This window comes from Empedobacter sp. UBA7620, assembly GCF_002484185.1.
Taxonomy (GTDB): Bacteria; Bacteroidota; Bacteroidia; order Flavobacteriales; family Weeksellaceae; genus Empedobacter; species Empedobacter falsenii_C.
This window is the reverse complement of sequence record NZ_DLJI01000031.1, coordinates 110,471-137,081: the sequence shown is the minus strand read 5'-3', so window position 1 is coordinate 137,081 and position 26,611 is coordinate 110,471. Positions and strand designations below refer to the sequence as shown.

General features: G+C 29.9%; 25 protein-coding genes and 1 riboswitch. Of the genes, 6 read left to right on the top strand and 19 right to left on the bottom strand.

Annotated features, from left to right (window positions below; translation table 11 throughout):
* Nucleotides 1–4: 4 nt before the first annotated feature.
* Nucleotides 5–132, bottom strand: a riboswitch (FMN riboswitch).
* Between the two features lie 158 nt (nucleotides 133–290).
* Entirely contained in the window at nucleotides 291–1,064 is a 774-nt protein-coding gene (locus B2217_RS07140; RefSeq protein ID WP_180904792.1) for a T9SS type A sorting domain-containing protein, read from the top strand.
* A gap of 32 nt (nucleotides 1,065–1,096) precedes the next feature.
* On the opposite strand, the gene B2217_RS07135 is transcribed toward B2217_RS07140, so the two are convergent.
* From B2217_RS07135 to B2217_RS07090, 10 genes are all read right to left on the bottom strand, one after another.
* The gene (locus B2217_RS07135; RefSeq protein WP_180904793.1) at nucleotides 1,097–1,717 is read right to left on the bottom strand and encodes an SGNH/GDSL hydrolase family protein; all 621 of its coding nucleotides are present in this window, start codon (nucleotides 1,715–1,717) and stop codon (nucleotides 1,097–1,099) included.
* A 6-nt stretch (nucleotides 1,718–1,723) separates the two neighbouring features.
* Complete coding sequence (locus tag B2217_RS07130; protein WP_180904794.1) at nucleotides 1,724–3,133, bottom strand: radical SAM protein; 1,410 nt, start codon at nucleotides 3,131–3,133, stop codon at nucleotides 1,724–1,726.
* 269 nt (nucleotides 3,134–3,402) lie between these two features.
* Nucleotides 3,403–3,636, bottom strand: a complete 234-nt coding sequence (locus B2217_RS07125; RefSeq protein WP_180904795.1) for a hypothetical protein — start codon at nucleotides 3,634–3,636, stop codon at nucleotides 3,403–3,405.
* Nucleotides 3,633–4,388 carry a prolipoprotein diacylglyceryl transferase gene (locus tag B2217_RS07120; RefSeq protein ID WP_180904796.1) on the bottom strand — a complete coding sequence of 252 codons (756 nt, stop codon included), beginning with the start codon at nucleotides 4,386–4,388 and terminating at the stop codon, nucleotides 3,633–3,635. Before B2217_RS07120 ends, B2217_RS07125 begins: the two co-directional genes overlap by 4 nt.
* Nucleotides 4,389–4,480: 92 nt before the next feature.
* Nucleotides 4,481–5,314 carry a 1,4-dihydroxy-2-naphthoyl-CoA synthase gene (locus B2217_RS07115; protein WP_125350193.1) on the bottom strand — a complete coding sequence of 278 codons (834 nt, stop codon included), beginning with the start codon at nucleotides 5,312–5,314 and terminating at the stop codon, nucleotides 4,481–4,483.
* A gap of 80 nt (nucleotides 5,315–5,394) precedes the next feature.
* Entirely contained in the window at nucleotides 5,395–6,432 is a 1,038-nt protein-coding gene (locus B2217_RS07110; protein ID WP_180904797.1) for an isochorismate synthase, read from the bottom strand.
* Nucleotides 6,425–6,847 carry a PaaI family thioesterase gene (locus B2217_RS07105; protein ID WP_180904798.1) on the bottom strand — a complete coding sequence of 141 codons (423 nt, stop codon included), beginning with the start codon at nucleotides 6,845–6,847 and terminating at the stop codon, nucleotides 6,425–6,427. The genes B2217_RS07110 and B2217_RS07105 overlap by 8 nt, the downstream gene beginning before the upstream one ends.
* Before the next feature lie 3 nt (nucleotides 6,848–6,850).
* Complete coding sequence (locus tag B2217_RS07100) at nucleotides 6,851–7,411, bottom strand: 1-acyl-sn-glycerol-3-phosphate acyltransferase (RefSeq protein ID WP_038332240.1); 561 nt, start codon at nucleotides 7,409–7,411, stop codon at nucleotides 6,851–6,853.
* A gap of 147 nt (nucleotides 7,412–7,558) precedes the next feature.
* Nucleotides 7,559–9,355: a PspC domain-containing protein gene (locus B2217_RS07095; protein ID WP_180904799.1), complete on the bottom strand. Its 1,797-nt coding sequence runs from the start codon at nucleotides 9,353–9,355 to the stop codon at nucleotides 7,559–7,561.
* A complete protein-coding gene (locus tag B2217_RS07090) occupies nucleotides 9,348–9,689 on the bottom strand; it encodes a PadR family transcriptional regulator (RefSeq protein WP_038332243.1) in 342 nt (113 codons plus the stop codon). Before B2217_RS07090 ends, B2217_RS07095 begins: the two co-directional genes overlap by 8 nt.
* Before the next feature lie 236 nt (nucleotides 9,690–9,925).
* Here B2217_RS07090 and B2217_RS07085 point away from each other — a divergent pair, with 236 nt between their 5' ends.
* From B2217_RS07085 to B2217_RS07065, 5 genes are all read left to right on the top strand, one after another.
* Nucleotides 9,926–10,582, top strand: a complete 657-nt coding sequence (locus B2217_RS07085) for a hypothetical protein (RefSeq protein ID WP_180904800.1) — start codon at nucleotides 9,926–9,928, stop codon at nucleotides 10,580–10,582.
* A gap of 65 nt (nucleotides 10,583–10,647) precedes the next feature.
* The gene (locus B2217_RS07080) at nucleotides 10,648–11,439 is read left to right on the top strand and encodes a S1/P1 nuclease (RefSeq protein ID WP_180904801.1); all 792 of its coding nucleotides are present in this window, start codon (nucleotides 10,648–10,650) and stop codon (nucleotides 11,437–11,439) included.
* 205 nt (nucleotides 11,440–11,644) lie between these two features.
* On the top strand, nucleotides 11,645–12,070 hold the full coding sequence (locus B2217_RS07075; protein ID WP_280045364.1) for an Hsp20/alpha crystallin family protein: 426 nt from the start codon (nucleotides 11,645–11,647) through the stop codon (nucleotides 12,068–12,070).
* A gap of 242 nt (nucleotides 12,071–12,312) precedes the next feature.
* A complete protein-coding gene (locus B2217_RS07070) occupies nucleotides 12,313–13,344 on the top strand; it encodes a hypothetical protein (RefSeq protein ID WP_280045363.1) in 1,032 nt (343 codons plus the stop codon).
* A gap of 128 nt (nucleotides 13,345–13,472) precedes the next feature.
* A complete protein-coding gene (locus tag B2217_RS07065; protein WP_280045362.1) occupies nucleotides 13,473–15,035 on the top strand; it encodes a M20/M25/M40 family metallo-hydrolase in 1,563 nt (520 codons plus the stop codon).
* A gap of 57 nt (nucleotides 15,036–15,092) precedes the next feature.
* Here B2217_RS07065 and B2217_RS07060 read toward each other — a convergent pair whose 3' ends face one another.
* The 9 genes from B2217_RS07060 to B2217_RS07020 are packed head-to-tail and all read right to left on the bottom strand — an operon-like array spanning nucleotide 15,093 to nucleotide 26,590.
* Nucleotides 15,093–16,379, bottom strand: coding sequence for an Ig-like domain-containing protein (locus B2217_RS07060; protein WP_291093447.1), 1,287 nt, complete (start codon nucleotides 16,377–16,379; stop codon nucleotides 15,093–15,095).
* A gap of 42 nt (nucleotides 16,380–16,421) precedes the next feature.
* Nucleotides 16,422–17,726: a phenylacetate--CoA ligase family protein gene (locus tag B2217_RS07055; RefSeq protein WP_280045359.1), complete on the bottom strand. Its 1,305-nt coding sequence runs from the start codon at nucleotides 17,724–17,726 to the stop codon at nucleotides 16,422–16,424.
* Nucleotides 17,705–19,366 (bottom strand): C45 family autoproteolytic acyltransferase/hydolase, encoded by a 1,662-nt coding sequence (locus B2217_RS07050; RefSeq protein WP_180904805.1) that lies wholly within the window; start codon nucleotides 19,364–19,366, stop codon nucleotides 17,705–17,707. Before B2217_RS07050 ends, B2217_RS07055 begins: the two co-directional genes overlap by 22 nt.
* On the bottom strand, nucleotides 19,353–20,924 hold the full coding sequence (locus B2217_RS07045) for a phytoene desaturase family protein (protein WP_180904806.1): 1,572 nt from the start codon (nucleotides 20,922–20,924) through the stop codon (nucleotides 19,353–19,355). The genes B2217_RS07050 and B2217_RS07045 overlap by 14 nt, the downstream gene beginning before the upstream one ends.
* Nucleotides 20,899–22,194, bottom strand: coding sequence for a lysophospholipid acyltransferase family protein (locus B2217_RS07040; RefSeq protein ID WP_291122226.1), 1,296 nt, complete (start codon nucleotides 22,192–22,194; stop codon nucleotides 20,899–20,901). Before B2217_RS07040 ends, B2217_RS07045 begins: the two co-directional genes overlap by 26 nt.
* The gene (locus tag B2217_RS07035; RefSeq protein WP_180904807.1) at nucleotides 22,127–24,556 is read right to left on the bottom strand and encodes an MMPL family transporter; all 2,430 of its coding nucleotides are present in this window, start codon (nucleotides 24,554–24,556) and stop codon (nucleotides 22,127–22,129) included. Before B2217_RS07035 ends, B2217_RS07040 begins: the two co-directional genes overlap by 68 nt.
* A complete protein-coding gene (locus B2217_RS07030; protein ID WP_280045356.1) occupies nucleotides 24,549–25,733 on the bottom strand; it encodes a DUF2062 domain-containing protein in 1,185 nt (394 codons plus the stop codon). Before B2217_RS07030 ends, B2217_RS07035 begins: the two co-directional genes overlap by 8 nt.
* Nucleotides 25,734–25,736: 3 nt before the next feature.
* Complete coding sequence (locus tag B2217_RS07025; protein ID WP_180904809.1) at nucleotides 25,737–26,219, bottom strand: hypothetical protein; 483 nt, start codon at nucleotides 26,217–26,219, stop codon at nucleotides 25,737–25,739.
* Nucleotides 26,219–26,590 carry a 3-hydroxyacyl-ACP dehydratase gene (locus B2217_RS07020; RefSeq protein ID WP_038332261.1) on the bottom strand — a complete coding sequence of 124 codons (372 nt, stop codon included), beginning with the start codon at nucleotides 26,588–26,590 and terminating at the stop codon, nucleotides 26,219–26,221. Before B2217_RS07020 ends, B2217_RS07025 begins: the two co-directional genes overlap by 1 nt.
* Nucleotides 26,591–26,611: the final 21 nt, after the last annotated feature.

The following is a 26,611-nucleotide window of genomic DNA, read 5'->3' as shown; positions in this document are numbered from 1 at the left end:
GTTCAATTTTCTTCTCTCATCCAGACTATACTGTCGGTTTTGGAGTTTCACCAAATCAGTCCCATAACAAAGTTAAAGGAGTCGCGGACTATAACCGCCGGTAAGGAATTTCGCCTTGCCCCGAAGAAAATTTCGTTTGTTAATACTAATTTTTTATTTGAAAAATTACCATAAACTTTCACGAACAAAGTTACAAAACCAAAATGAGTTATTTATAATGAATAAAGATAAAAGATAAACAATTTTTTACCTTTAAAATTTATTAAATTATATCTTTGAAAAAAAGATTTATGAAAAAAAATTTATTCTTTGGAGCATTATTGGCTTCTACAATTTCATTTGCACAAATTACATTAGAAAAAACTTTTTCTAAAAATGAATATGTTTCTGTTATAAATAACAATAAGGATATTACTTATGTTTCAGCAACAAATGATAATAAACTTGTTTTATATAACTCTGATTATTCAATTATAAAAACAATTAGTGTTGATATGCCAAGTGATTACTCTTTACATTTTTCATATGATATATATGATCGTTGGTTATCTGTCTCTAAACATATTTTCAATACAGATGATAATTATGAATTTATTGTAGAGATAAGAAATGATAGTGATTATAAATATTTAATTATTGACGAAAACGGGAAAATTATAAAAAATTTATCTAATTCTCCTAATTATTCTTCTTACTATCCAACTGTATTTTTTGATGAAAAATCAAATAAAAATAAATTAATAATTTCACAAGTAAATAAACAAGATTATTTAGATATATATCAAGAAGTTTACTTATTACCTACTTCGTCTTTATCAATTGAAGAAGTAAAAGAAAATTCTAAATTACAAGCTTTTCCAAATCCTGCACAATCAACATTAAATATTGTTAATCCTAAAAATGGTGCAAACAATGTAGAAATTTATGATATATCAGGACGATTGATTCTAAAAAAAGACTTTAATCCTATTGAAAATAAAATTTCTATAGATGTTCAAAATTTATCTAATGGAAACTATATTTATAAAATAGGTAATTCTTCAGCAAAATTTTTAAAAAAATAAATCATTAAAAGCACCTTATTTAAAGGTGCTTTTTACAAATACCTTTCAACAATCGGTTTTATTTGATTTGCAATAAATTGATATCCTTTTTCATTTGGATGAATACCATCTTTTGAAAGATATTTTTCTTTAGTTGAATTAAAACGTGAGAAAATATCAATAAATTCTATTTGATTTTGAAGCGCTACTTCTTTTAGTTTCTGATTATATAATTCAATTTTCTGAGTTGTACGAAATTTACGTTCAGGAACTTTTATTCCATCAACCATTTTAGAAATTGGTAAAATACTTATCACATAAATGTTAGGTGTAAATTCTTTTGCTTGAGAAATTACTTCAAAAAGATTTGATTCAAAATTAGCGAGTGAAACCAATTCTACATCATATCTTTCAGCTAAATCATTTGCGCCATAAAAAAAGAAAATTAGATTTTCATCAGGAGAAAGACGTGCTTTTGTCTCAACTTCAAATCGGTTCATTAAACCTTCTGTTGTCTCACCTCCAATTCCAAGATTAAAACAATTGACTTCATTTGCATTGTTGTTATAAAATTCTGTATGACAATAACGTTTCAAAATTTCTACATAACCTCCCAAAACCCCGTCATATTCGCCGTAAGTAATACTATCACCAAAAAATAAGCAATTTGTCATCATCATCTAAAACAACACTTTATCCTCTTTTCTCAATTCTTCTAAATAAGCAGCTTTTTCGTCGCGATAAAATAAATTCATTGTTTCGAATGGAATTAATTTCAAATCTTTGTTGACGATATGTACGCAAGATTTTTTAACAGCACGAACATCAAAATCATGTGCATCCATAAAATTCATAATGATTATTCGGAACAAATTATCGTAATCTAAATCCAATTCAGGTGCACAAACTTCTGGTAAACAACAAAGTAATTGATTTACTTTTGGTTGCACTTTATCAACAGAAATTCCTGTACTAAAAATGTCTAATAATTGTACTTTCAATTGTTCATCTTGTTCGTAGACAATTGTATTTTTCGATTCGTTATTCAACAAATCCGCAGGATTAATATAACGTGTAAGCGGAATTACCTCATCATTCAATTTCAGCATATAACCCATCGCCAAAGCATCTGGATTGCACGGAACTGGAATAATATCATCTGAATTGAAAAGTGGATATTGATCAATAATTTCTTGACGAACTTCTGTTAATGTAATTTTTTCGTGAGCCGAATCATCTCTATTTCTTCCCGCAATTTCGACAGGTTGAAACGTCACGCCACGCACACATTTTTGTTTAAGCGCAAAATCAATAATCTTCCCTATTTCATCAATATTTTTATCTTTTTGCAACACAACAACCAAAGTTGTAGAAAGATTTAATTCATTCAATTTTTCTAAAGCTTTCATTCGAACATCTGTCAAATCTTTTCCTCGAAAATCTTCTAAAACTTCTTTTTTGAATGAATCAAATTGCAGATAAATTTCAAATTCAGGCGCATAAGTTGCTAATTTTTCGGCAAAACCAGGATCATTTGCAATTCTAATTCCGTTTGTATTCAACATCAAATGTTTAATCGGTTTTGATTTTGCAATTTCCATAATCTCAAAAAATTGTGGATGAATTGTTGGTTCACCACCGCTAATTTGTACTACATCTGGTTCGCCTTCATTTTTAACAATTGTATCGAACATCGCCTCAATCTGCTCCAAACTACGATGAGAACCATAATGTGGCGACGACATGGCGTAACAAGTTGGACATGTTAAATTGCATCGATCTGTCACTTCAACAATTGATAAACACGAATGTTGCTCGTGATCGACACACAAACCGCAATCGTACGGACAACCATATTCGACATCCGTCCCAAAATGCAAAGGCATTTCCGAAGCTTTGTTATAATTTCTGATGTTTTTGTAATAATCGACATCAGTTGCAATTTTTGTTTTGAAGAAACCGTGATCTGGACAACGTTTTGTCATAAAAACATTTTCGTCTTCAATGATAATTTTTGCACCAACTCGTTTCAAACATTCTGGACAAAGACTTATTGTATAATCGTAATAGGTATAATTTCTAACCGGCATAGTATGAATTTGAAAACATGAAATCTTTTATAACAAAAAATAAAATAGTTGATATCAAGATGATTAAACTAATAAATAATATAAAAAATAATACTATTAATCGTTTTCGATTAACATTTTTCTGAATTAATTTATAAATTAAAGTAATAAAACTTGAGCCTATAAAAGCTATAAGAATTACAGCTAATACAGCAAGAAAAAAAATAAACTCTATAGTTCCTTCACTTATAAAATTTTGTAAAAAAATAACTGCTAACATTGGCTAAGATTTACATTGAACCACAAACCATTCCCGAAATAATAAGTGTTATCAAAGCACACATTCCGAAAACCATTAAATAATATTTTGTTTCTTTTTTATGTCCAGAAATTGAGTTAATAATTAGTGAAATTAATGTACCAACAGCACCACCAATAATCGCAATCACTAACAAAATCGCAATGATAATATAAATAAAATCACTTCCAAGACCGCCTTCTGCAAAAATAACTGCGTAGATCATTTTATGTATTTAGGTTTAGTTTGTAATAACTTAAAGATATAATAAATTATGACACAAACGCATGTTAATTGTATAGAACTTAAACCTAAAAATAATGGATGAATTGGTTTGATAAAATCTAAACAAAAACGAAATAAAAAATAAGCCAACATAAAGATTTGAAACAAATATCCAGAAGGATAAATATATTTTTCCTGAATAATCTTCAAAACTATCCAAAGCAAAAGAAGGTAAACAATTTCGTACAAAGCAACAGGATGACGCATCAATCCATCGCCTAAATTCATTCCAAAAATTGAAGTTGTTTCTATTCCATACGTTTGTTCGTAAACACCTGTTAAAAAGCACCCGATTCGACCAATTATCATCGCTAAAATTAATGGAAAAACAATCAAATCGCCTGTACTTTCTTTGTGACCAATTATTTTTTTTGTTAACTCAACACCAATTAAACCAAGGGTCAATCCTCCTACAATTGTATTACTTGTCCAGAAAAAGAGAAATTGATTTTCTGCATCCAAAAAAGCTTGAGGATTTTCTAATGTTCCAATTATTTTGGATCCCAAAAGTGCACCAACTAAAGCGCCAATAATAATACCGAAAGATTGAATTGTAGACAAACTTGATTTGTTACGTTTTCGAAGAAATGCATAATAACGCATCGCAATAAAAATTCCGACCGATTCGAAAATAGGATGAATTAAGACTGAATGTCCAAAAATTTCGATGGAAACAGGAAAATCTATTGTCACAAATTAATTAGGTTTTGGGTAAATGTAATTGATTTTATAGAAATATAAAAAAGCGATGTTAAACATCGCTTTTTTATATTTCGAAAATTTTCTTATCTAAATTTAGAAAAATCTCTTGGACGTTTTTCTAAGAACGCATTACGACCTTCTACAGCTTCCTCTGTTCCGTATGCAAAACGTGTTGTTTCTCCAGCAAAAATTTGTTGTCCAACTAAACCATCGTCTACTAAATTGAATGCAAACTTCAACATTTTAATTGCCGTTGGCGATTTTGTTAAAATTTCTTGTGCCCAATCAAAAGCAACTTGTTCTAACTCGTCATGTGGAACAACTAAATTCACCATTCCCATATCGTAAGCCTCTTGTGCAGAGTAATTCAATCCTAAGAAAAAGATTTCACGTGCACGTTTTTGACCAACCTGTTTAGCCAAATAAGCCGAACCGTAACCACCATCAAATGAAGCTACATCTGCATCAGTTTGTTTGAAAATTGCGTGTTCTTTAGAAGCCAATGTCATATCACAAACCACGTGCAAAGAATGTCCTCCACCTACTGCCCAACCGTTTACCACAGCTACAACAACTTTAGTCGAAAAACGAATCAAACGCTGAACTTCTAAAATATTTAAACGTCCAACACCATCTTGTCCTTCATAACCTTTTGCACCACGAACACGTTGATCTCCTCCAGAACAGAAAGCCCAACCACCGTCTTTTGCAGATGGTCCTTCTCCTGTTAATAAAATTACACCAACTTCACGATCTTCTTCTGCTAATTGAAAAGCATCTAATAATTCGAAAACAGTTTTCGGACGAAATGCATTACGAACTTCAGGACGATTAAACGCAATACGCATAACACCATCACATTTCTTGAACGTGATATCTTCGTACTCCTTTACCGTTTGCCAATTGATTGTTGCCATTATATATTTTGTTTTTTGATTAAAAATTTAACTTTTCGAAATTAAGGCTTTTCTATTAATTAAGAATAAAGTTAATAAAACTATAGGTTATTTTTTAGATTTGATTTCACCAACAACTCTCCTATTGTTTTTGATTTCAGTTCTGTTTCTCGCCATTCATTTTCAGGAATAGAATCAGGCATTATACCTCCTCCAACATATAAATTAACTTTATTCGAAAAGATTTTCGCACATCGAAGATTCACAAAATACTCTGATTCTGTTTTATTTTGAAAGCCCATAAAACCAGCATAAAAAGTACGATCATATCCTTCATTTTTTAAGATAAAATCTTTTGAAAGATCTTTTGGCATTCCTCCTACAGCAGGTGTTGGATGCAAGGCTTTCAACAAATCATATAGCTGCGATTTGTCTTTTAATTGAGCTGAAATAAATGATTTCAAATGTTCAAAAAAGCCAGCATTTACAGAAAATGGACCATCAACATCGATGTAAGATGTATAAGGTTCTAAAGTTGACGAAATATAATCGGTTACCACTTGTTGTTCGTGATATTCTTTCTCTGTCCATTCATCTTCTTTTGCTTTTGTTCCAGCCAAAGAAACAGTTTGTATAAATTGGTTATTTTCTTTCAATAAAAGCTCCGGCGAAGCTCCAATCCAACAACCTTCTTCTGCATCAAATCGCAAATACACATAGGCATTTGGATAATGTTGATGCAAATTTTTGAACGTTTCAACTAAATTAATATTCGTTTCTGGAAGTGAATTGATTCGACTAATTACAATTTTTTTAGTTGGTGAATCACTTTGTAATTCTTGAACTGTTTTTTGAATTAAATTAATATAATTTTCATACGAAATAGCTTCATTTTGATCAGATTCTGGTAGAGAAAGTTCGAAATTTGGTAATTCATCAATCGAAATTTCTATAACCTCATCATCATTAAATTCAATCAATTTTGTATTATCGAAACTATTACAAATAAACTTGTTAGCCGATTCTAAACTTTTATTTTCCCACAACTCCACTTGTGTAGAATTTGGTTTTCTAAAAAGTAGAAATGGTTTTTGATTCTGGATTAATCTTTCAAGTTTATCTTGAAATTTTTTAAACATGTTTTTTAGAAATAATGGCGTTTGTTAAATGTGTATAACAGATTAATTTATCGTTTTCATCTTTGATTTCAATCTTAATCAAATGCGAAGTACGACCTTGTTTTACAACTGTTGCATGCCCAAAAATTATTCCTTCCTTTTTTGGACGAAGATGATTTGCGTCAACATGTTGACCAACCGCCACAAAATCATCAGAATTTAGAATAACATTAGACAAAGTACTTCCCAATGTTTCTGCCAAAACGATAGAAGCGCCGCCGTGCAACAAACCAAAAGGCTGATGAACTTTAGGCGTTACAGGCATTTTTCCTGATAAAAAATCTTCTCCAACTGCCGTAAATTCTATATCTAAAGTTTCAAGTAATGTATTTTTCGACATTTCGTTGAACTTCTGTAAAATATCTTGTTCGTTCATGATTTAATGTATTTTTGGGTTATAAAGTGCTGGATGTTTCGCCGTAACATCTTTGTAAAAATCTTGAATTTCATCCATCACATCTTCTAAAGTTCTGTTTTCTGTATCCACAATTTTTGAAATTCCAGCTCGTTTTTTCTTGAAATCACAATAAGCCAAAACAATCGGAACATCTGCTTTTTGTGCGATATAGAAAAATCCATTTTTCCATTTTTCTGCACGAGAACGTGTTCCTTCTGGTGTATTGATTAAATATAATTTATCTGATTTTTTTAAAATATCTGAAGCAAAATCAACCATATTATGTCGTTGAGAACGATCAATTCCGATTCCGCCCATTTTCTTGATAAAATATCCATACCAAGGCTTTGTCCAAGCATCTTTGATAAACATTTTCATTGGAATTCCCATTTGCCAAAAAGCCAAAATAGTGTAGTAAAAATCCCAATTGGAAGTGTGCGGAGCGCAAACCAAAACGCATTTATCTACTTTCGATAAATCGAGATGATTATCTAATTTCCAACCTCCTAATGAGTACAAAAGTTTACCTAAAATTTTTTTCATAAAATGATGCTTTATGCATTTGCAAACATACAAAACTCGAAACGGATATTAGTCAAAGTAACCAAAAATAAAAAGAGACATTCCGAAATGAAATGTCTCTTTTTGAATATTATTAATTAAAATACTTCTTAAGTCTACGCAAAGAAATCAACGATTATTTGAATGATTTCTGTAGTTAATGTTAATAGAATCTGTATCATCTTTATAGTGTATTTCTTGGTTTGATTTTTCTTTTTTGTTTTCGGTTCTTGGTAAATTTAGTCCTACTGAACCATCTTTACTTTCGATACGAATACCATTTTTATCGATTCTAACTCTCGCCGAATCGTTTCCGTCGTTTACATTTATGTTTAGATCCTCTGAATCAAGATTGATATCGTCCTCAGAATCTGAATCTTTTTGACAATTCAAACATACGAATTTTTTTCCATTATATCCAAAATAATTGTTATTCACATCGTTAATATAATCTGTGTCATATTGTCCAGAACGCAAATTTACTGAATTAGATTTTTTAACAAATACTACTTTATTTTTAGGAACATAAATTTTGATATCAACTGTTTGCTCTCTAAACTTACCATCTTTAGGAATTTTAACGAAATTATCTAAATTTAACTTGTTTCCATTCAATTGATAATTGTATTTGATCGACTCTAAATTACGCTTTGCTTCCTCTTTACTTCCACCTTTTGATGAGTAACGAATTTCTAAATGAATGTTATTATCATTGCTTTCTTCGATATCAAATGTCTTATAAATCGGAATAACTAAATTTCCATTTTCGTCAATCAATTGTTCTAATTTATTAAAACCGCTGTATTTGTAGTTACCGTCTTCGTTGTTTACAAATTGAATTTGAAGTGTATCTGATGGGATATTTAAAATTTTATCCTCGGTCATTTCAACATTACTTCTAAATTTACTTGCTGTACTTACCGAAATTCCAATGATTGCAAATAATGCAACAAACCAAAGAGCGATTGATCCAAAAATGACAGCTTTACTTACTTTAACTTTATTCCAGAAACATTTTACACCTAAAATTGTCAATAAAACACCTGGAATTACCATTAATATTCCTCCAAATATTTTGGCTGCCATACTCATCCATTCCTCTTCAACAAGGTAACCGAATAATTCTGTTGGCATTTCTGTCCAAGTTGTAAAGAAGAAAAAGAATCCTCCAATGATTAATCCAATTCCTGAACTTAAAATGATAAATCCGATGAACCAAAGTAAAATTCGACCAAAAACGCCAAAGGCTCCTCCTAATTTATTACTCAATTCTTTACTTCCACTTACAACAGCTTCACTGGCTTGTTCTACGTTTTTTTTTAATGTATCAATGTTTGCTGGTTGTCCGTACATCTGTAACTTTTCTGATGTTGTTTTTGCTTTTGGAACAAAAATTAACAAGATAAAATAACAGAACACTACTAAGAAAAACGATACACCTGCTGTAAAAATTCCTAAAACTCCTAGAACTAACCAAATAGAACGTACAAACCAAGGATCAACGCCCATATAATGCGCCAAACCAGCAGATAATCCTGTTACAATTGTATCATCTGGATCGCGGTACAAACGTTTCGCACTTGTTTGTTGTCCTCCATACGATTGATTATTTGACGAATAATTGTATGATGAATTTGTAGACGTTTTTTCGTTCTCTTCATCTTCTTCAACTTTGTATTGATCTGGATGTCCCATTGTTGCAATTACAAAATTGATATCATCTTCATTTACGACTTCTCTAAATTTTAATCGTTCACGAAATAATTCAGAAATACGGATTTCTACATCTTCAATAATATCTTCTACACCTTCCGTACCTCTCAAAGAAGTTTTTACATCTTGTAAATAGGTCTTTAATTTATTATAGGCGATTTCGTCTAACACGAAAGAAAATCCTCCTATACTTATTGATACTGTTTTATCCATTTTTGTGCGTTTCTGTGGTTACTTTATTCACGGCTTCAATTAACTGTTCCCAAGTTTCAGCTAATTCTTTTAAAAAATTTTCACCTAACTCTGTAAGTGCATAATATTTGCGAGGTGGTCCTGACGTTGATTCTTCCCAGCGATACTGTAAAAGGTCATCATTTTTAAGTCTTGTCAAAAGCGGATATAATGTTCCTTCAACAACAATCATCTCTGCTTTTTTCAATTCGTCTATGATATCAGATGCATACGCATCCCCTTTTTTGATAATGCTGAGAATACAATATTCCAGTACACCTTTTCGCATCTGAACTTTTGTTTTCTCTATATTCATAAGAACGGCTTGTTTTATTTTGTTATACAAATATATATAAAAGTTTTAGTATTATGCAAAACAAAGTACTGAATTATTTTTAGTATTATAAATAAAAAATACAACAATCGGTCTGTTTATCAAGGTTTGTTGAATTAATATTTTTTTAAAGTTTTTTTTAGAAAATTTCTAAATCTCCAAAAAAAGAACTTTTAAAGACGATTTTTATTAAATTTAGAGAATAATTAAAGCTAATTATGGATCAATTCTCTTGGATAAAAGATTATAAAAGCAACGAAAATATAGAAACGTTAACTGATATTATTCCAGATTTATTTAAAAAATATTATATGATTCATTGGAAAATTGGAATTATAGATGATTTTCCTTTCGAAAAATATCCATCAAATAACTTAACCATAGAAGAAATCAACCAAAGAATAAAGATTGAAAGAGAATTTGGATTATTTCTTAATCCTCAAAAAAGTAATCTTTACAGAGAAATAAATCTTGATGAACTTTCTCAAAAACTTAAACTTGAAAAAAATATAAATATTTTAGATAATTTTAAAGATAATCCGGCAATTGAATTTCTAGAGAATCAAACAATTGATTGTATAGATAAAGGATTAAATAAAATTATAAATTCTCAAACCTTACATTTATATATCAGCAATATCGAGGAATTTTATTGGGAAGAAAATTATAAGCAAAGGAATAGTAATGTTTTAATTTCAGAATATCTTGATTTTCAAAAAAATTCAGATTTCGATTCTAATTACTTTCTTTTTCCTGATGATTTAAGTTGGTGCTTGATTACTTACGAAGATTTACCTCTTATATTTTGTACAAATACTAATAGTCCTTTTGATTTAGAATTATTCCCATTAATATATAATCAAACATTGTTTTAATAGCATTAATCATAATTCATCAATAATTAACTTTCCTTACCTTTGTCAAAAATCGAGCTCACACAATGAAAAAAATTATAGGAAGCGCAATGCTTTTAGGTGCATTTTTGGCTTCAGAAAGTGCTTTAGCTTGGGGATTAACAGGTCACCGAGTGGTTTCTCAAATTGCAGAACAACACATTAGCAAGAAAACTCGTAAAGAAATTACAAAAATTATTGGTCCACAAAAGTTAGCTTATTGGGCAAACTGGCCAGATTTTATCAAGTCTGATGATTCTTGGAAACATGCAGATTCTTATCACTATGTTAACATTCCTGGAGATTTAAATCGTCAACAATTTGATGCTGCTTTAGAGCAAACTTCAAATGAAAACATGTACAAAAAAGGTTTGTTTTTAATGAATGAATTAAAAAACAATAAAAACCTTACAATCGAGCAAAAACAACACGATTTATATTTCTTGATTCACATTCTTGGTGATGCACATCAACCACTTCACGTTGGTCGCCCAGATGATTTGGGAGGAAATCGTATCAAAGTTGAATGGTTCCGTGATAAAGTAAATATCCACACCGTTTGGGATTCTAAATTGGTAGATTACGAAAACTATTCTTACACAGAATATTCTAATTTATTGGATATTGCGTCAAAAGAACGTCAAAAAGCAATGAAAGAAGGTACTTATGCTGATTGGATTTATGGTTCGTACATTCTTGCAAACAATATCTATGCAGGAGTAAAAATGGACGATAAATTAGGTTACCGTTACCATTTTGATAATAAATTTATCATCGAAGATCAATTGTTAAAAGGAGGAATTCGTTTAGCAAAAGTTTTAGACGATGTATTCAAATAAAATAGATTTTTAGATCATTCTAAAATAAATTCAAATCCTGAAAAGTCAATTTTTCAGGATTTTTTATGCGTTAAATTTAATGTTCGGACTTTTTGACATAACCAACCTTACAAAACAAGTCATTTTGTCCGATAAAATCATTTTGCATGTAATTTGAAAAGAAGTAAACATGAACAATGAAATCAAAAATTTAAACATACAAGACATGAATACAGTTAGAAAAAACAGAGCAAATTATTTTCCTTTTGGATTTGAAAACGCAATGCGTCCAAAATTTGAAACTTTTGTAAATTCTCAAAATCAATTTCCTGCAGTAAATATCAAAGAAAATGAAGATAGTTTCGAGATTTTATTAGCTGCACCAGGTTTAAACAAAGAAGACTTCTCAATTGAAATTGATGAAAATATTTTGAAAATTTCATCAGAATTTAAACAAAATGAAGAAGTAAAAGATGAAAAATTTTCGAGAAGAGAATTTAATTTTTCAAGTTTCAAAAGAGCATTTACATTGCCAGAAACCATAAACGAAGACAAAATAGAAGCTTCTTATGTAAACGGAATTTTACAATTAGTTTTACCTAAAAAAGAAGAAGCTTTACCAAAAGAAAAACGTAGCATACAAATTTCATAGATATCGTTAATTTTAGTTGGTTATTAAATCCTCAATTCTTCGGAGTTGAGGATTTTTGTTTAAATCAAATTTATAATTTTATCATTTCCTCAAAAACAATGTTCAAAAAAGTAACTATTTTATCGAAAACGGAATGAAAAAGTTCTTAACAAAAACACTTAATAATTTTTAGAAAAAAGTGCTTTTTAGTGAAAATTATTAAAAACTAATCTTTTACATTTACAAAAGACTAAAATTCAACTATGCACAAAAACATTTTATCTACAATAACTTACGTTGTAAAAACACGTTTTTGCACAAGCTCAAAAGAATTTCAAATAACTGAATTTAATTCGGATAATGGATTAAAAAACAGGTTGAATGCTTTTAGTTTTCTTGAAAATTACATCGAGATTATTTCAAATGAAGGTTTGCTACAAATTGAAAGTAATTTCATTCAACCAAAAGCAATTGATCGAATAAATACTGAAATCAATTTTCCTAACGAAAATAATTATAAACGTTTAAAACTAGTTAATCAAGAAGCTATTTTTATCACTCCAAATGAAACTATTTTTCCTTACGGAATTAGTTTGTCTTTTGTTTTAAATGAAGATTTCGATACTTTAAAAAAAGATAACGAATATGAAATTTATTCTTTACGAAATTCTGAACAGATCAATTATTCTGAACAACTTAACAATTTAATAAACGAATATAAATTACTAAAAAAAATAGGTTTTGAAGAACAAATAGATGCAATAAAATTAAATAAAAATCTATTCTCAAGTTTTGATATTAAGGCTGATCATTTTGAAATTTTAGACACACCTTTTTTGTGGAATAACCCAACAAGACAATTTTTTATAAATAATATTTCGAACCGCGAATTTATTTTAGATTGTCTTTACGACCATCTTTTTCATTATCAAGATTTTGATTATGTTCAGTTTTTAGAAAAAAATTGTCCGAAAGAAATTGAAAAAAATATTTATGCAATGCTGCATGGTCAGGGAGGTTTATTATTTGTTGGTTATCATCCAGAAAATTTAACCGAAAGTATTATGAGCGATATCGAATTAATTAATTATTACAATTTACTTGACGCAAATTTTTCTCAGGACAAATATTTATATAAAAATATTAATTTACAAATATTTAGTTTCAATGATTTTCCTGTTTTAGCAATTACGGTTTTTCCATTAAATGAAGAATCAAAAAAGAGTCATGCGTATAACCCTGATAAAATATTTGTGCTGCAAAATAATCGATTCATTAAGATGAAAGATAATTAAAAAACAATATTATATTTTCAAAAAAACACAAATACATGAAAGACATCTACGGATGTCTTTTTTTATTTCACAAAATATTCTATTTTAGACCTAATTTGTAAAATTTATCACACGAAATTACTTTAATTATGAAATTGATTAACACATTAACCTACTCTACAATCGTATTATCGTCTATTGCGGTACATGCGCAAGCGCAAGAAAAATTAGATCCAACTGTACAAAGTTTTGTAACCGAAATTCAAAATAATTCGCAGTTGAAAAAAATTTCGCACGAATTATTAGACGGAATCGGACCTCGTTTAGTAGGAACTCCGCAAATGGATCAAGCAGGAGAATGGGCAATTAAAACTTTGAAATCTTGGGGAATTGATGCACGCCGTGAAGATTATGGGACATGGAAAGCATGGGAGCGCGGAATAACGCATGTTGATATGACGTATCCAAGAGCAAAATCTATCGAAGCTACTCAATTAGCATGGTCACCAGCAACTAAAAAAGCTGTGAATGCAGATGTTGTTGCGATGCCAGTTTTCAAAACAAAAGCCGAGTTTGATGCGTGGTTACCTTCTGTAAAAGGGAAAGTTGTTTTGATGTCACAAAACCAATCATATGGACGTTCTGATTATCAATACAAAGATTTTGGTTTAGAGGATTTGTATAAAAAAGTTACTGATACAAGAAAAGCTGAAGCTGAAGCTTGGGCAAATTCTATCAAAGTGACAGGTTACAACAACAATACACTTCCAGAAGTTTTTGAGAAAAATGGAGCTGCTGCAGTTGCAATTTCTTATTGGACTGGAATTATGGGTGCAAATAGAATTTTTGGTGCAAAAACGAAAACTATTCCAATGTTAGATATTTCGAATGAAGATTACGGAATGTTATATCGTTTAGCTGAAAATGGAACTGCTCCAAAATTGACTGTTAATGCTCAATCTAAACACAATGGAGTTGCGAAAACATTCAATATTATTGGAGAAATTAAAGGAAAAGAAAAACCAAACGAATACATTATTCTTTCTGCTCACTTTGATTCTTGGGATGGTGCGCAGGGTGCGACAGACAATGGAACTGGAACTATTACAATGATGGAAACGATTCGTACCATCAAAAAATTATATCCAAATAACAAACGTACAATTTTGATTTGTTTATGGGGAAGTGAAGAGCAAGGATTGAATGGTTCTCGTGCATTTGTAGAAGATCATCCAGAAATTATTAAAAACACTCAAGCTGTATTTAACCAAGATAACGGAACAGGGCGTGTAGTAAATATCAATGGATCTGGTTTCGAAAAATCATATGAATACATGACGCGTTGGTTACAAGCTGTTCCTAATTTTATTACAAAAGAAATCAAGACAGATTTCCCTGGAATGCCAAGTGGTGGTGGATCGGATCATGCATCTTTTATCGCTGCAGGAGCGCCAGCTTTCGGACTTAGTTCGTTAAATTGGGGTTACGGTACGTATACTTGGCACACAAACAAAGATACGTATGATAAAATCGTTTTTGAAGAAGTACAAACAAATGCAATTTTGAGTGCAACTTTAACGATGATGGCAGATCAAGAAAAGGATTTAGTAAGTCGTGAGCGCCGAGTTTTACCTACTGGTAGAGATGGAAAACAACAAGAATGGCCAGAGGTTAAAAGCCCTGCAAGAAATTCTGATACTTATTTAAAATAAGATATTTTCAAATAAAAAGTCCACTTTTCAGTGGACTTTTTTGATTTTATTCTAAATTTATTCTTTTGTTTTAAACTCAATTTTATATTCTTCTTCTATAAAAGGATAACCATCTAATGATCTAGTCGAACGATTAGTGACATAAAAATCATACAAAGTATTTGCTTGTAAATTCGCCATTTCTAATATTAAAATTGTCTTATCAGCATTTAATCCAACAATTTTATTTAATGGAAAATGGTCCTTACCATTTTTAGAAAAATTGATTGAAACTTTATCATTCAAAGGCTTTGAGAAAACAATTTGTATTTGCTTTAATGTTGTATCAACATTTTGCGCTCCATTTTCAAACTCAATAATTTTTACTACACGAGGTTGATTCTTTTCATAGTTTAATTTCAATTCTTCTATATTCAATTCTTCTGAATAATATTTTGATTGATTTAATACTTCAAATACAGCTTTTTCATCTTCATAATTCAGTTCAATCAAGTCTTTTATCGCCTGCTTCTTATTCTTCGAATTCGCATAATAATTCTTAGAAATTGCATAACCTACAAAATATCCCAAATCAGGATGTTCGTTTGTTTCGCTATTATAAAACCAATTTTGAAAATTTTGACTGAATAGTTGATTTTTGAATTGATTTCTTACTAAATCATAATTCTTAAAACCATAATCTAAATAATGTGAATTATACTTTTCTTTAAGAGCTAATTCTGCTATAAAATCTGCCGAACCTTCTTTTATAGCTTTCGCAAGCACATTTACTTCACTACCTTTCTGAAAAGTATGGATAAACTCGTGTACACTTACAAAACCTAATAACGAAGGATTAGAAAACTGGAACATATTCTGTAAAGTCTTATTCTCAAATTCAGATGTATTAGTTGTCTTATCTCCAACTACTTTCTCTAAGCCTACAATTAAATCCGCTCCATTTGGCATTCCTCCAGAACGTAAAGCTCCAATTGTATAATAAATATTTCCTTTCGATTGGTTAGGATAAAGCTTTCTAAATTCTTTTAGAGCTTTCTCCGTTTTTTGAATTTGTTTACTTGAAACAAGTGTATTTTTTCGAATACTTTTCCAAAATTCTGGATATTTCGCAAAAGCTGTTACATAATTAGTTTCATTGAATTCTTTGTGTTTCGCAAAATCCTTCAATCCTATTGTTCCATCATCTAAATACATTTTTTTAAACGTTGAAACTTTATCATCACTCATTTTATTGATACTATCATAAGCTTTCCAAAAATTATCAATATCAGTTGTAATAATTTGTTGAGCATTTATCTTTATCGATAAAACAATCAACAAAGTTATTTTTAGTAATTTATTCATGTAGTGTTTTAATTATTATGGAAGAGAAATATTTTAAAATAATTATTCTCTATAATCAACAAACGTAATTGGTTTTCTACTTTCTGGTTTGAAAACAATTGATTGTAATTCTTCGAAAGTTTCAAATTTAATTGAAGGCGTTACACGTAGTTTTGCTCTGAAATAATCTTTTATTTTCGCTAAAAAATCATCGGTTTCATCTGACGAAACTAATCGAATTAAAATTTCATCAGTTCCGAATTCGTTTGAATAAATTTCGATTAAATGTAATTTAATTTCATCAAAATGATTCAAAATATCATGTAAAGCAGGTGGATACAAAGTTGTCCCTTTGTACTTTATCATATGTTGTTTTCTACCTTCAACTGGTCCTAATCGATACGAATTACTCCCGCATTTACATTTATCGGAATGTTTTCTTAACAAATCACCTGTTTTGAAACGCAACAAAGGCATTCCTTCTATTCCTAAAGTTGTAATTGTCAATTCGCCTAATTCACCATCTTGTACAACTTCATTATTCTCATCTAAAATTTCTGTGATAATCAAATCTGGCTGATGATGTCCTCCTACCGATTCATCACATTCTGTAAACGCGGTTCCCATCTCGGTTGAAGCATAAGTCGAAAAAAGTTTAATATTCCATTTCGAATTTATTTTTTGCGTCAACAAAGACGAATTCAAATCTTTATCACGCAACGATTCACCAATACACAAAACCGATTTTACAGATGAATTTTGATAATCAATATTATTTTTCTCTGCATAATCTAACATTTTCAATAAAAAAGATGGAACAGCAACCAAAAATTTAGGTTGATATTTTAGAATAGAATCCCATTGCAATTGCGGAACACCAGCGCCAACTCGAATAACGCCTGCGCCTATTTTTCTCAAACCAAGAAAATACGCCAAACCAGCCATAAAACGACGATCAATCGTTGTCATCAACTGTACAACATCACCTTTTTGAACACCAATTCGTTGAAAAGAATTCATTTCATTTGTTGCTAAACGATCCAAATCCTTATCCGTTAAACCAAAGGTTACAGGATCACCTAACGTTCCAGAAGTTGTGGAATAATCAATGATTTCAGTTGACGGAACACATAAAAAATCAAAATTATATTGATGTAAATCATTCTTTGTTGTAACAGGAATTAATTTTAAATCTTCTGTTGTTTGAATAGATTGCCAATCAATTTGATATTTTTTGAATAAATCTTGATAAAATTTGGAATGCGTCGCAAGATATTTAATCTGTTCTTGAAGTTTCTGATTTTGAAATTCTTTAATCTCTTCTATAGATTGAAGTTCTATGGATGTTAACGCGTTTTTCGAGAACATTTGGATAATTTTTTCTGAATTTTATTTCGATCAGGAACTGTAGTCACCTCCTTTGTCAATGCTAATTTATAATAAAAACTCGCTTGTTGATAATCTTTCTGCTGAAAATAATAATCGCCAACTTTGTCATAAACCAACCAAAAATCAGGATTATTCTGAATATAACTTGTTAAAAAAGTTTCCTCAATCTTCTTATTTTCTTTTATCAACTTGTTGATTTCATGCGTTTGCTCACGGTATTTTTCATAATTAGAATAATCATCAGATAATACAAACATATCTTTTTCAATTCTCAAACTATCTACATTTAACGTATAATTTAAAATAGAATCATTAAAAATTTTATTCAAATCATAAGCTGTAAATTCGCCTAATTGATATGGATTTGATGAAACCCAAACCAATCGTTTATCTGGTTGAAAAACAACTGCGTGATGCGCTAATAATTGATTCAAAGCCTTTTCATTTCCGTAACCTAATTTGGTGTTTTTCAAACCATTTGTATCTCGTAATAAATCAACCATTTTAGTTGGATTCAGTTTATTTTCATTCGAAAGATGCTCTTCAATTTTTTCAAAACGATAAACCGAATGACTTTCCTCTTTCTGCGTATTATTTCGCTTATCATCCAAATAAACATCACTCTGAAAATGATTCGTACAAGCTAAATAAGGTTGATTCTGAACTTCATAAACACCAAACTTTTTAGGAGAAATTTCTATCAACACAACACGATGATCTTTTGCACTACCAATCATCATACTCTCAGAGACGAAAACCTTTTTAGTTTTTGCTATTTCAACCGCTTCATCAATCGTTGAGGCATATTGTAAAACCTCTAAAGCAACGAGAGAAATGGGCGTTTTTGCTTTAAGTGGAATAGAAGATTTTCCAGCATTTATCGTTACTGTAAGCCCTTCCAAATTCATTCCAGACGAAACACCAATCATTCCGCCCCAAGTCACCGACATATAGGGATAACCAGAATTTGGCTTGACAAACGAAACTATTTTATTCTTCGCAAAATCATCATTTGCATAAAAATCAAAATTGCGACCAATCAACAAGCCTCCATCTTCAGATTTATTATCCCAAACAGCCAAAGATGAACAACCAACCAACATCAAATCATGCATAGCATGTCCTATATCGTGCGCCCCATGTAAAAAAAGATTACGATTATATTTGTCTATTAACGAATCGTAGCGGCTATTTGCAGACTCAGAAAGTCCATAAATTTGTGCTTTATATTCATTGTTGACATATTTATGTAAATCTCGATTATAATATTTGAGTACTTTAAAAAGAAATTTTCTGCGTTTTTCAGAAGGAATAAAATCAGTTATCAAATTCATAAAAGATTGCTCTTGAAAAGCATATAATTCTTTCGTTAAAACGCCTGTTTTTTGACCAATTTCTAACGGATCTCCGGAAACAAAAAGTTCCCAATTCTGCGTTTTATTTTTCTTTAAAAAATTATTTTCAATATAAAAAAGTGAATCATTGATTTCATTTCTACTGTATTGTTTTGATTGAAAAGTAGACAAATCAGGACGATTTTCTAAACTTTTTCTAACACCACAAGATATAAGCGTAAAAAAAATAAGCGTAAAAAAGTAAATGGTTTTATTCATTCGCATTTAGTTTTATTTCACGATGAACTTTGTTCATTAGATAGTCAGCGCCAAGGATTTCACAACAGGTTACAAATGCACCAACCGTTACACCCAAAACTCCATGAACACGGACATTTTGGCCAGTAAAAAACACATTTTTCACTTTAGATCTTGGTGAAATAAATGTTTTCATCGGATGATTACTATCTTTCAAATACCCATACATATTTCCTTTTTCAGAACCAATAAAATCGCGATAAGATAAAGGCGTAGAAGTATGAATTGAAGAAATTTTTTCTCTAATATCAGGAAATTTTTTCTCTAATTTACGAATGATTAATTCAGTTTTCTGACGTTTAAATTCTTCATATTCTTCTCCTCTTTTCCCATAATTATCGTTAGTCTCAACATTATACGATTCTTCCCATTTTTGTACTTCATCAAACGTCATATATGTCATAACCGTCATACTTTCCGAATATTCTTCATCTTTTTGATCCATACTAAATGTTGCAATGTATGTATTTGGCCAATCGTTTGTAGGTTTTTCGTAGCTATCCCATACATCATTTATTGAGTTAAAATGATAAATATTATGATTGATATAGGAAAAACTTTTAGGCTTAAAAACAATATAAATAGTAAATGCAGATGGCGTTACTTCCAAGCTTTTGACACGTCGAGAAAATGGTTTACCAAACTTACGCTCGCCTAACATGTCTATTGTTTTTTTAATGTCAATATTCGAAATGAATAAATCACCAAAGAAACTTTTTCCTTTTGTTGTTTCACAACCAATTACTTCTTCATTTTCGTTCTGAACAAATGATCTTATTTCTTGGTATTTATAAATTTCACCGCCATATTTCTTTAATTCTTTGATCAAAAGTTTCGCAATTTGACTTCCTCCATTTACACATCGCCAAGCCGAATGTATATAAGAGTTAACCGAAAGCGCATGTATGTACAAAGGCGTTTTCTCTGCTTGTCCTACATAAAGAAAATTATTCCCCACCAGAACTGCTTTCAAACGCTCATCTGTAAAAACAGAATCAATGTATTCTTTCGCATTAATCGACAAAAAATCTTCTTCATCAGCAAAAGTTCCGATATTCAAATTATACATTGGAAAAGCAGAACATATTTCTTCTAATTTATTACTATATTGGATTAAATTTTCTTGTTCTTTAGGAAAAAGATGAGCTAATTGATCAACAAAATTCTGATACGTTTGCGCTATTGGATATTCCTGAGAATCATCATCAAACGAAATCATATCAAAACCATTTTTATCCAACTGACGTAGTTTCAATTTGTCGGATATATTCAAATAACTGAAATAGTTATACAAGTTTTCTCCTTTATCTAAACCTCCAATATAATGAACGCCAGTATCAAAAATTGTTTTATTTCGAACAAAAGTTTGCAAATTTCCTCCAAACTGATTATTCTTTTCCAATACCACAACTTTCTTCCCTTCTTTTGCCAAAATAAGCGCAGAAACAAGTCCACCCAAACCACTACCAATCACTACTACATCGTAATGAGGTTCAAAATTATTTTGTGTAAACTGTGTATTCATTTGTTTCTGTTTGTTGGACAAAACTTGTAAAAAGTGATTCGTCAATATTTCTATTCTTTAAAACAACAATTTTCTCAAATTGATTTATTGTTTCTTGATAAATATTCTCAATATCAGTTGAAATTAAAAGCGTCGTATATTCATCTATAACGTTAAAATTAGAACGATATTCTAACGAACGGATTTTTGTAATATAATTTGTTGCAGCAACCTCTCGCTTTTCTTCCTCTTTTACAAACGTTATTATTTTTCGGTTGGCTTGTTGCATCAATAATAGAAAATCAATTTGTCCAAAATCATTCGAAAAATGAACTATTTTTTCATCTTTCGTAAATGTATTATTCAGTTGATGATAAACAGATTTATTCAAACTAAAATCCTTTTTTACAACTTGAATTATTTCAGATTCTTTGTACAAAAAACTTAAAAATAATTTCTGTTTCCAATAATTTTCATCTTCATGTTGATTTCGAATTTCTTGAAAATTAACTTTAAATTCTTTACTGATTTTTTTCGTTCGCTCCGAATAATTTGATCCATAATTTTCATCATTCCAAGCAATTCTTTTACCAATTATTGAATAAATATGTCCATCAAAAATTAAAAATTCTCCTTTCGGAATAATCTCAGAATTCCCATGAATATAAATTGGTAAAATATCAAGTTGCAATTTCTCCGCCAAATAAAATGCACCTTTGTGAAAACGATTGATATTATTTGTTCGAGAACGCGTTCCTTCAGGAAAAATCATCAACGAAAACTCATTCCCAATTCGAGTTTTAATCTCTTCAATATTATTTTCAACACCATTTGAAACGGGATAAAAACCAGCCATTTTCACAGCTTCACCAAAAATCGGCGATTTATAAACCCAATCATTTACCAAAAAAACAATTTTAGGCGTACACATTCCAATCGCCAACGTATCCAAGAACGAAGTGTGATTCGCAATTATGATTGACTGTTTCTTAAAATCTTCTTGATTTGGATTAATAATTTTCTTGACAACCGTTGGTTTTAACATCAACACAGATTTCATAAAAGTTGACATTCCCCAACCAAAAAGTTTATATTTTTTTTCTTTCGTGATTGGTAAAATAAGCATCAAAAATCGAAGGATCAAAGACGTTATTGTACCAAATAATCCAAAATAAATAAAGAAAATTCCACTTTGTATTGCCAACCACAACGTCATTGGACTTTTACCTTGTTTTGGTCGATTCGAAATAAAAAATCGAAATAAAATTGGGTAGAAAATAAATGTAATCACTAGTGCTGCTACAACTCCAACCAAAGAAACTGATGCGATTGATTTTAAAGCTGGATTTAGCAAAAATTAACGCTCCAATTGCTAAAATTGTCGTGATAACTGCTAACAAAATCGAAGTTCGATAAGTAGGCATTTCATCTTTTCCAGTCGTATATTCTTTTTGTAAAGCACTCGTCATAAAAATACTAAAATCGACACCATGACCAAAAACCAACGTACAAACAATACTACTAAAAATATTAAGTTTAATATCAAAAAGTCCCATCAATCCAGCTGTAACCAAACCTGATAATGCGATAGGAATCGCACTAATAATCACCAATTCGATACGTCGGAAAAAATACCACAATATTAATAAAACAGCAATAAACGAATAGTTGACAAGATTATTAAAATCTGTTACTAGGTTTCCTAAAAAGTTTTCGTTTAACTGTTTACGATCAATTACAATTGTTTCTTTATTATGATATTGTTTGATGAAATTTTCTCGGCTTTCTTCCTTTAATTTGACTAAAGTAGAAATCGTATAAAAACCATTTTTTTGCGAAACAAATTCTTCAAAAAGCGATGGATTAAACGCGCGATAATCTTCTAATTTTAAAGGTTGATATGCTTTATCAAAAATTGAGAAAAATTGATTATAAATTTCTTCTTTGAAACCATATTTTTTTCCATCCTTGATAAATTCATTCTTCACAAAATTCACTTTCTCTGAATTCCAGAAATTTTCCCAGTCTTTTATTTTTTCTTGTTGAACAGAAGTTGGCAAAACTAACGATTGAATGGAATTATAACTTAAAATCTCATCCTTACCTTCTGCTTTTTGCAACTTATTTGTTAACGCTATATTTTGATTTAAAACATCTTCGACATTATTTCCATAATTTACAACATACAATGATTTTGAGATAGAATTAGACGAAGTCTCTAACTTTTGTTCGGCTATTTTTTGGTCGGTTGGAACGTAATTCAATTTAGATAAATCTTTATCAAAATTGACATTATTAAACGTAAAACAACTCACAATAATCAAAAGAACACAAGCACCAATCAATATCTTGTTATTATGAAATGAAAAGAACGCTAACTTCTCGATTATTGAAGAATTATTTTCAATCGCATCTTGTTTTGGATGATATAAATGTGGAATAATCAATAAAGAAAAAACACCAGAAACAATAACTGTTATTCCAGCAAAAATTCCTAAATCTTTCAACACATCCGATTTCACAAAAAGTAAACACAAAAATGCAATCGCTGTAGTTGTACAGCTCATGATAAGCGGTTTTGTAATCTCTTTAAATAAAGTCTTTGAATCACTATTGTGCTTATAATGCGTCATGATATGCAACGAATAATCAATCGTTATTCCTAATAAAACTGCTCCAATACTCAATGAAATTGCAGAAATTGTACCTTGAATAAAATACAAAAGTGCCAAAGCAAAGAAAAAACCAAAAACGGAAGGAATAAAAATAATTATTGGAATGTAAATTTTTCGATAAAAAACCATTAAAATCACCATTAATGTAATCATCGAAATCAAAACAGTTGTAATAATATCTTGTTTAATTTGCTTTGCATTCGCAACTGCAATAAAGCTTGAACCAAAATAACTTAATGTTGATTTCCCGCTATATTCAGGATTTAAATGTTGTTGAATTTCCTCTAAACGATTGACAAATTCGGTATTATGTTCTGTTTCACTTCCTGAAAATTTAGGATTGATAAAAAGAAATAATTTCGAATGATCTTTCGTTACAATAAATCCATTGTAAACCTCGAAATCATCCGTCAAATTCTTTTCTTTTAAACGATTTAACGCAACAAAAGTCAATCCAAGCGGATCTTTCAACATAAACTCTTTCGAAACAATTCCAGTCGGGGTAATCAAGCTTTTATAATTACTTTCAACAATAGAAGCTATCGAATCTTTAGACAATTTTCGCTCTAACGTTTTATAATCTTCTTTCTCTAAAAAAAGTGGTAAATTTTGATGAACAAAATCAAAAGTCGAAGCAAAATTATCTAAATCATACTGCCCTTGAATGTCATTATAATAGTTATTTAACGGTTGAATACTATCTAAAAAATCAGTTGCCTGAGCCGTCATATCATCCAATGTTCCAGCTTTTTCTTTTTCGATAATCACCGCAACTTTATCCGTAAATTTTAATTGAGCAATAACCTTTGCTATTGCATCATTTTTCTCATCTTTCGGAATGATTCGCGTAATATCTTCTTCAAATTTTAGTCGATTTGCAAAAAAAGCACAACCAACTAAAAAGAGAATAAAAAATAATACACTCAACCATTTATTCGCTCTGATTTTTAAAAATATGTTATAGAAAAATTTATGCATTCTTAATTGTCTTTTGACTGAAATAAGTTAATAAAAAATAACTTACAATTCCACTAACAATACTACAAAAAGTTGCTAAAACCAGGCTTCCTACAATGTAACGAAGAAGATTTTTCTTAATAATTTCGAAAGAAACCAAACTCAAATCCAAATGAAAATTGTCCTGCAAAATAAATCCACCTGTCAACAAAGAAAGATAAATAATTATCGGAATCATTGGCGGAATACTAATATTGGAACAAAAGAAACTGATGACTTTATTTAGGCGAAACATTGATGCTAAAAAAATGGATAAAAAAGTTTGAAAGCCCCAAAATGGTGCAATTCCAAGGAAAATCCCCAAAGCAATTGAAAGCGCTTTTACTTTATTACTATCATTACTTCCTAAGATATCCTCTTTAATGAATGTTCGAATATTTTTTTTTTTGAAACTGAAGAAAAAATTACGTGGTTTGATGTAAAAAATCGTCAAAAAAACCAGAAAAGTATTCAGAATACTAATTCTCGTAAAATCTTGAAATGGACGAAAATGTGAAACACGTTCGTTTGGATCGTACAAAATATCAATTGGAATATTCGTTACCTCAATTCCTTTCCAAGCTGTTCGTACAATGATTTCAATTTCGAATTCGAATTTATTTGTCCAAAACTTTTTCGGAATAAATTTCAATGGATACAAACGATAACCAGATTGTGTATCATTCAGCTTAATTCCTGTCTCAAACCAAAACCAAAAATTAGAAAACTTATTTCCAAAACTACTTTTCTTCGGAATGCCATCTTGCTCCATTTGACGACTTCCAATAATTAAAACAGGCTTATTTTTTTGCTCTAATTCTGTAATAAAATTTGGAATATCATGCGGAAAATGTTGACCATCCGAATCGATTGTCAATGCATAATGGTAGCCTTTTTCTCGCGCAGTTTTAAAACCAATACGTAGTGCATTACCTTTTCCTTTATTTTCAGAGAGTTCAACTACAATAAACTGATTCTGATAATCTTTTAAAATTTCGGAAGTAGAATCCGTCGATCCATCATTTATAACAATAATTTGATTCGTGTACTCCAAAACTCCATCAATCACACGTTTCAATGTTTTATGATTGTTGTAAGTCGGAATAAGTACACAAACTTTTTGTTCGTCTATTTTATGTCGAATAATCGAAAAATCCATTGATTAATTTAGTTTTTTCAGCTGCTGCGCTGTAAAAGTATTGTATTTTTTAGCGTAAGATTTCACCAAAGTTTTTACTTCTTTTGGTGCAGAACTATAATTTTCGACAATGAATGTTTTATCTTCTTGTATATTTTGATTGTACTTGATAAATTTTGGAATATTCTCTTGCACAATCAATCGAATTAAACGGTTTTCAACATCTTTCGAGTCCTTTTTTATCGAATTATTGATCAAAGTTGCTCCATCCGTAAAATATTGTTTCTTTGTTTCTTTATCTTTTATATACCTTGCTTTCAGAATTTTAGAGGCTCCTTTATATGCAATAATTGTTTGATTATCACCCGAATAATCATCTAATTTATTATACAAAATAGATACATTATTTGATGATTTCGAAGCGTTTTCAAAATCTGTTCTCAATTCGGATAAAGTTAATCCAAAGAAAAATGAAACCGATAAAAAGATAGATAATAGAGTTTTCATTAATCCAAAACTTTATAAATTGCACTAAATTTCAACGCATTTGTCGTTTCAAAAAATGAAGAATTTTTCACTTTCACTTCATTATTTTCACAAACAACATTCAAACTCAAATCCAAAATAGGATTGATAAACGGATTTATTGTCGCCATAAATTTCACATTCGAAACTTTAGACAAAAACAAATCTTTCGAAACAAAACCTTCTGTTATTTCCTTTATAATCTGCATCATGCAAACACCAGGTGTAATTGGATTATTTGGAAAATGACCTTCGAAAACTTGATGATTTGGATTCAATTCAATTTGAACTTTAAAATTATTTTCATCAATTTTTTCAGTATTTTTAATGGTATATAGATTAGGAATAAGCATTTGTAATAGTTTTGAATTACA

Excerpts from the sequence above, each read along its gene's own strand:
- B2217_RS07140 (WP_180904792.1), top strand. The coding sequence starts at position 291 with ATGAAAAAAAATTTATTCTTTGGAGCATTATTGGCTTCTACAATTTCA.
- B2217_RS07135 (WP_180904793.1), bottom strand. The coding sequence starts at position 1,717 with ATGACAAATTGCTTATTTTTTGGTGATAGTATTACTTACGGCGAATAT.
- B2217_RS07130 (WP_180904794.1), bottom strand. The coding sequence starts at position 3,133 with ATGCCGGTTAGAAATTATACCTATTACGATTATACAATAAGTCTTTGT.
- B2217_RS07125 (WP_180904795.1), bottom strand. The coding sequence starts at position 3,636 with ATGATCTACGCAGTTATTTTTGCAGAAGGCGGTCTTGGAAGTGATTTT.
- B2217_RS07115 (WP_125350193.1), bottom strand. The coding sequence starts at position 5,314 with ATGGCAACAATCAATTGGCAAACGGTAAAGGAGTACGAAGATATCACG.
- B2217_RS07110 (WP_180904797.1), bottom strand. The coding sequence starts at position 6,432 with ATGTTTAAAAAATTTCAAGATAAACTTGAAAGATTAATCCAGAATCAA.
- B2217_RS07105 (WP_180904798.1), bottom strand. The coding sequence starts at position 6,847 with ATGAACGAACAAGATATTTTACAGAAGTTCAACGAAATGTCGAAAAAT.
- B2217_RS07100 (WP_038332240.1), bottom strand. The coding sequence starts at position 7,411 with ATGAAAAAAATTTTAGGTAAACTTTTGTACTCATTAGGAGGTTGGAAA.
- B2217_RS07095 (WP_180904799.1), bottom strand. The coding sequence starts at position 9,355 with ATGGATAAAACAGTATCAATAAGTATAGGAGGATTTTCTTTCGTGTTA.
- B2217_RS07090 (WP_038332243.1), bottom strand. The coding sequence starts at position 9,689 with ATGAATATAGAGAAAACAAAAGTTCAGATGCGAAAAGGTGTACTGGAA.
- B2217_RS07085 (WP_180904800.1), top strand. The coding sequence starts at position 9,926 with ATGGATCAATTCTCTTGGATAAAAGATTATAAAAGCAACGAAAATATA.
- B2217_RS07080 (WP_180904801.1), top strand. The coding sequence starts at position 10,648 with ATGAAAAAAATTATAGGAAGCGCAATGCTTTTAGGTGCATTTTTGGCT.
- B2217_RS07075 (WP_280045364.1), top strand. The coding sequence starts at position 11,645 with ATGAATACAGTTAGAAAAAACAGAGCAAATTATTTTCCTTTTGGATTT.
- B2217_RS07070 (WP_280045363.1), top strand. The coding sequence starts at position 12,313 with ATGCACAAAAACATTTTATCTACAATAACTTACGTTGTAAAAACACGT.
- B2217_RS07065 (WP_280045362.1), top strand. The coding sequence starts at position 13,473 with ATGAAATTGATTAACACATTAACCTACTCTACAATCGTATTATCGTCT.
- B2217_RS07060 (WP_291093447.1), bottom strand. The coding sequence starts at position 16,379 with ATGAATAAATTACTAAAAATAACTTTGTTGATTGTTTTATCGATAAAG.
- B2217_RS07055 (WP_280045359.1), bottom strand. The coding sequence starts at position 17,726 with ATGTTCTCGAAAAACGCGTTAACATCCATAGAACTTCAATCTATAGAA.
- B2217_RS07050 (WP_180904805.1), bottom strand. The coding sequence starts at position 19,366 with ATGCGAATGAATAAAACCATTTACTTTTTTACGCTTATTTTTTTTACG.
- B2217_RS07045 (WP_180904806.1), bottom strand. The coding sequence starts at position 20,924 with ATGAATACACAGTTTACACAAAATAATTTTGAACCTCATTACGATGTA.
- B2217_RS07035 (WP_180904807.1), bottom strand. The coding sequence starts at position 24,556 with ATGCATAAATTTTTCTATAACATATTTTTAAAAATCAGAGCGAATAAA.
- B2217_RS07030 (WP_280045356.1), bottom strand. The coding sequence starts at position 25,733 with ATGGATTTTTCGATTATTCGACATAAAATAGACGAACAAAAAGTTTGT.
- B2217_RS07025 (WP_180904809.1), bottom strand. The coding sequence starts at position 26,219 with ATGAAAACTCTATTATCTATCTTTTTATCGGTTTCATTTTTCTTTGGA.
- B2217_RS07020 (WP_038332261.1), bottom strand. The coding sequence starts at position 26,590 with ATGCTTATTCCTAATCTATATACCATTAAAAATACTGAAAAAATTGAT.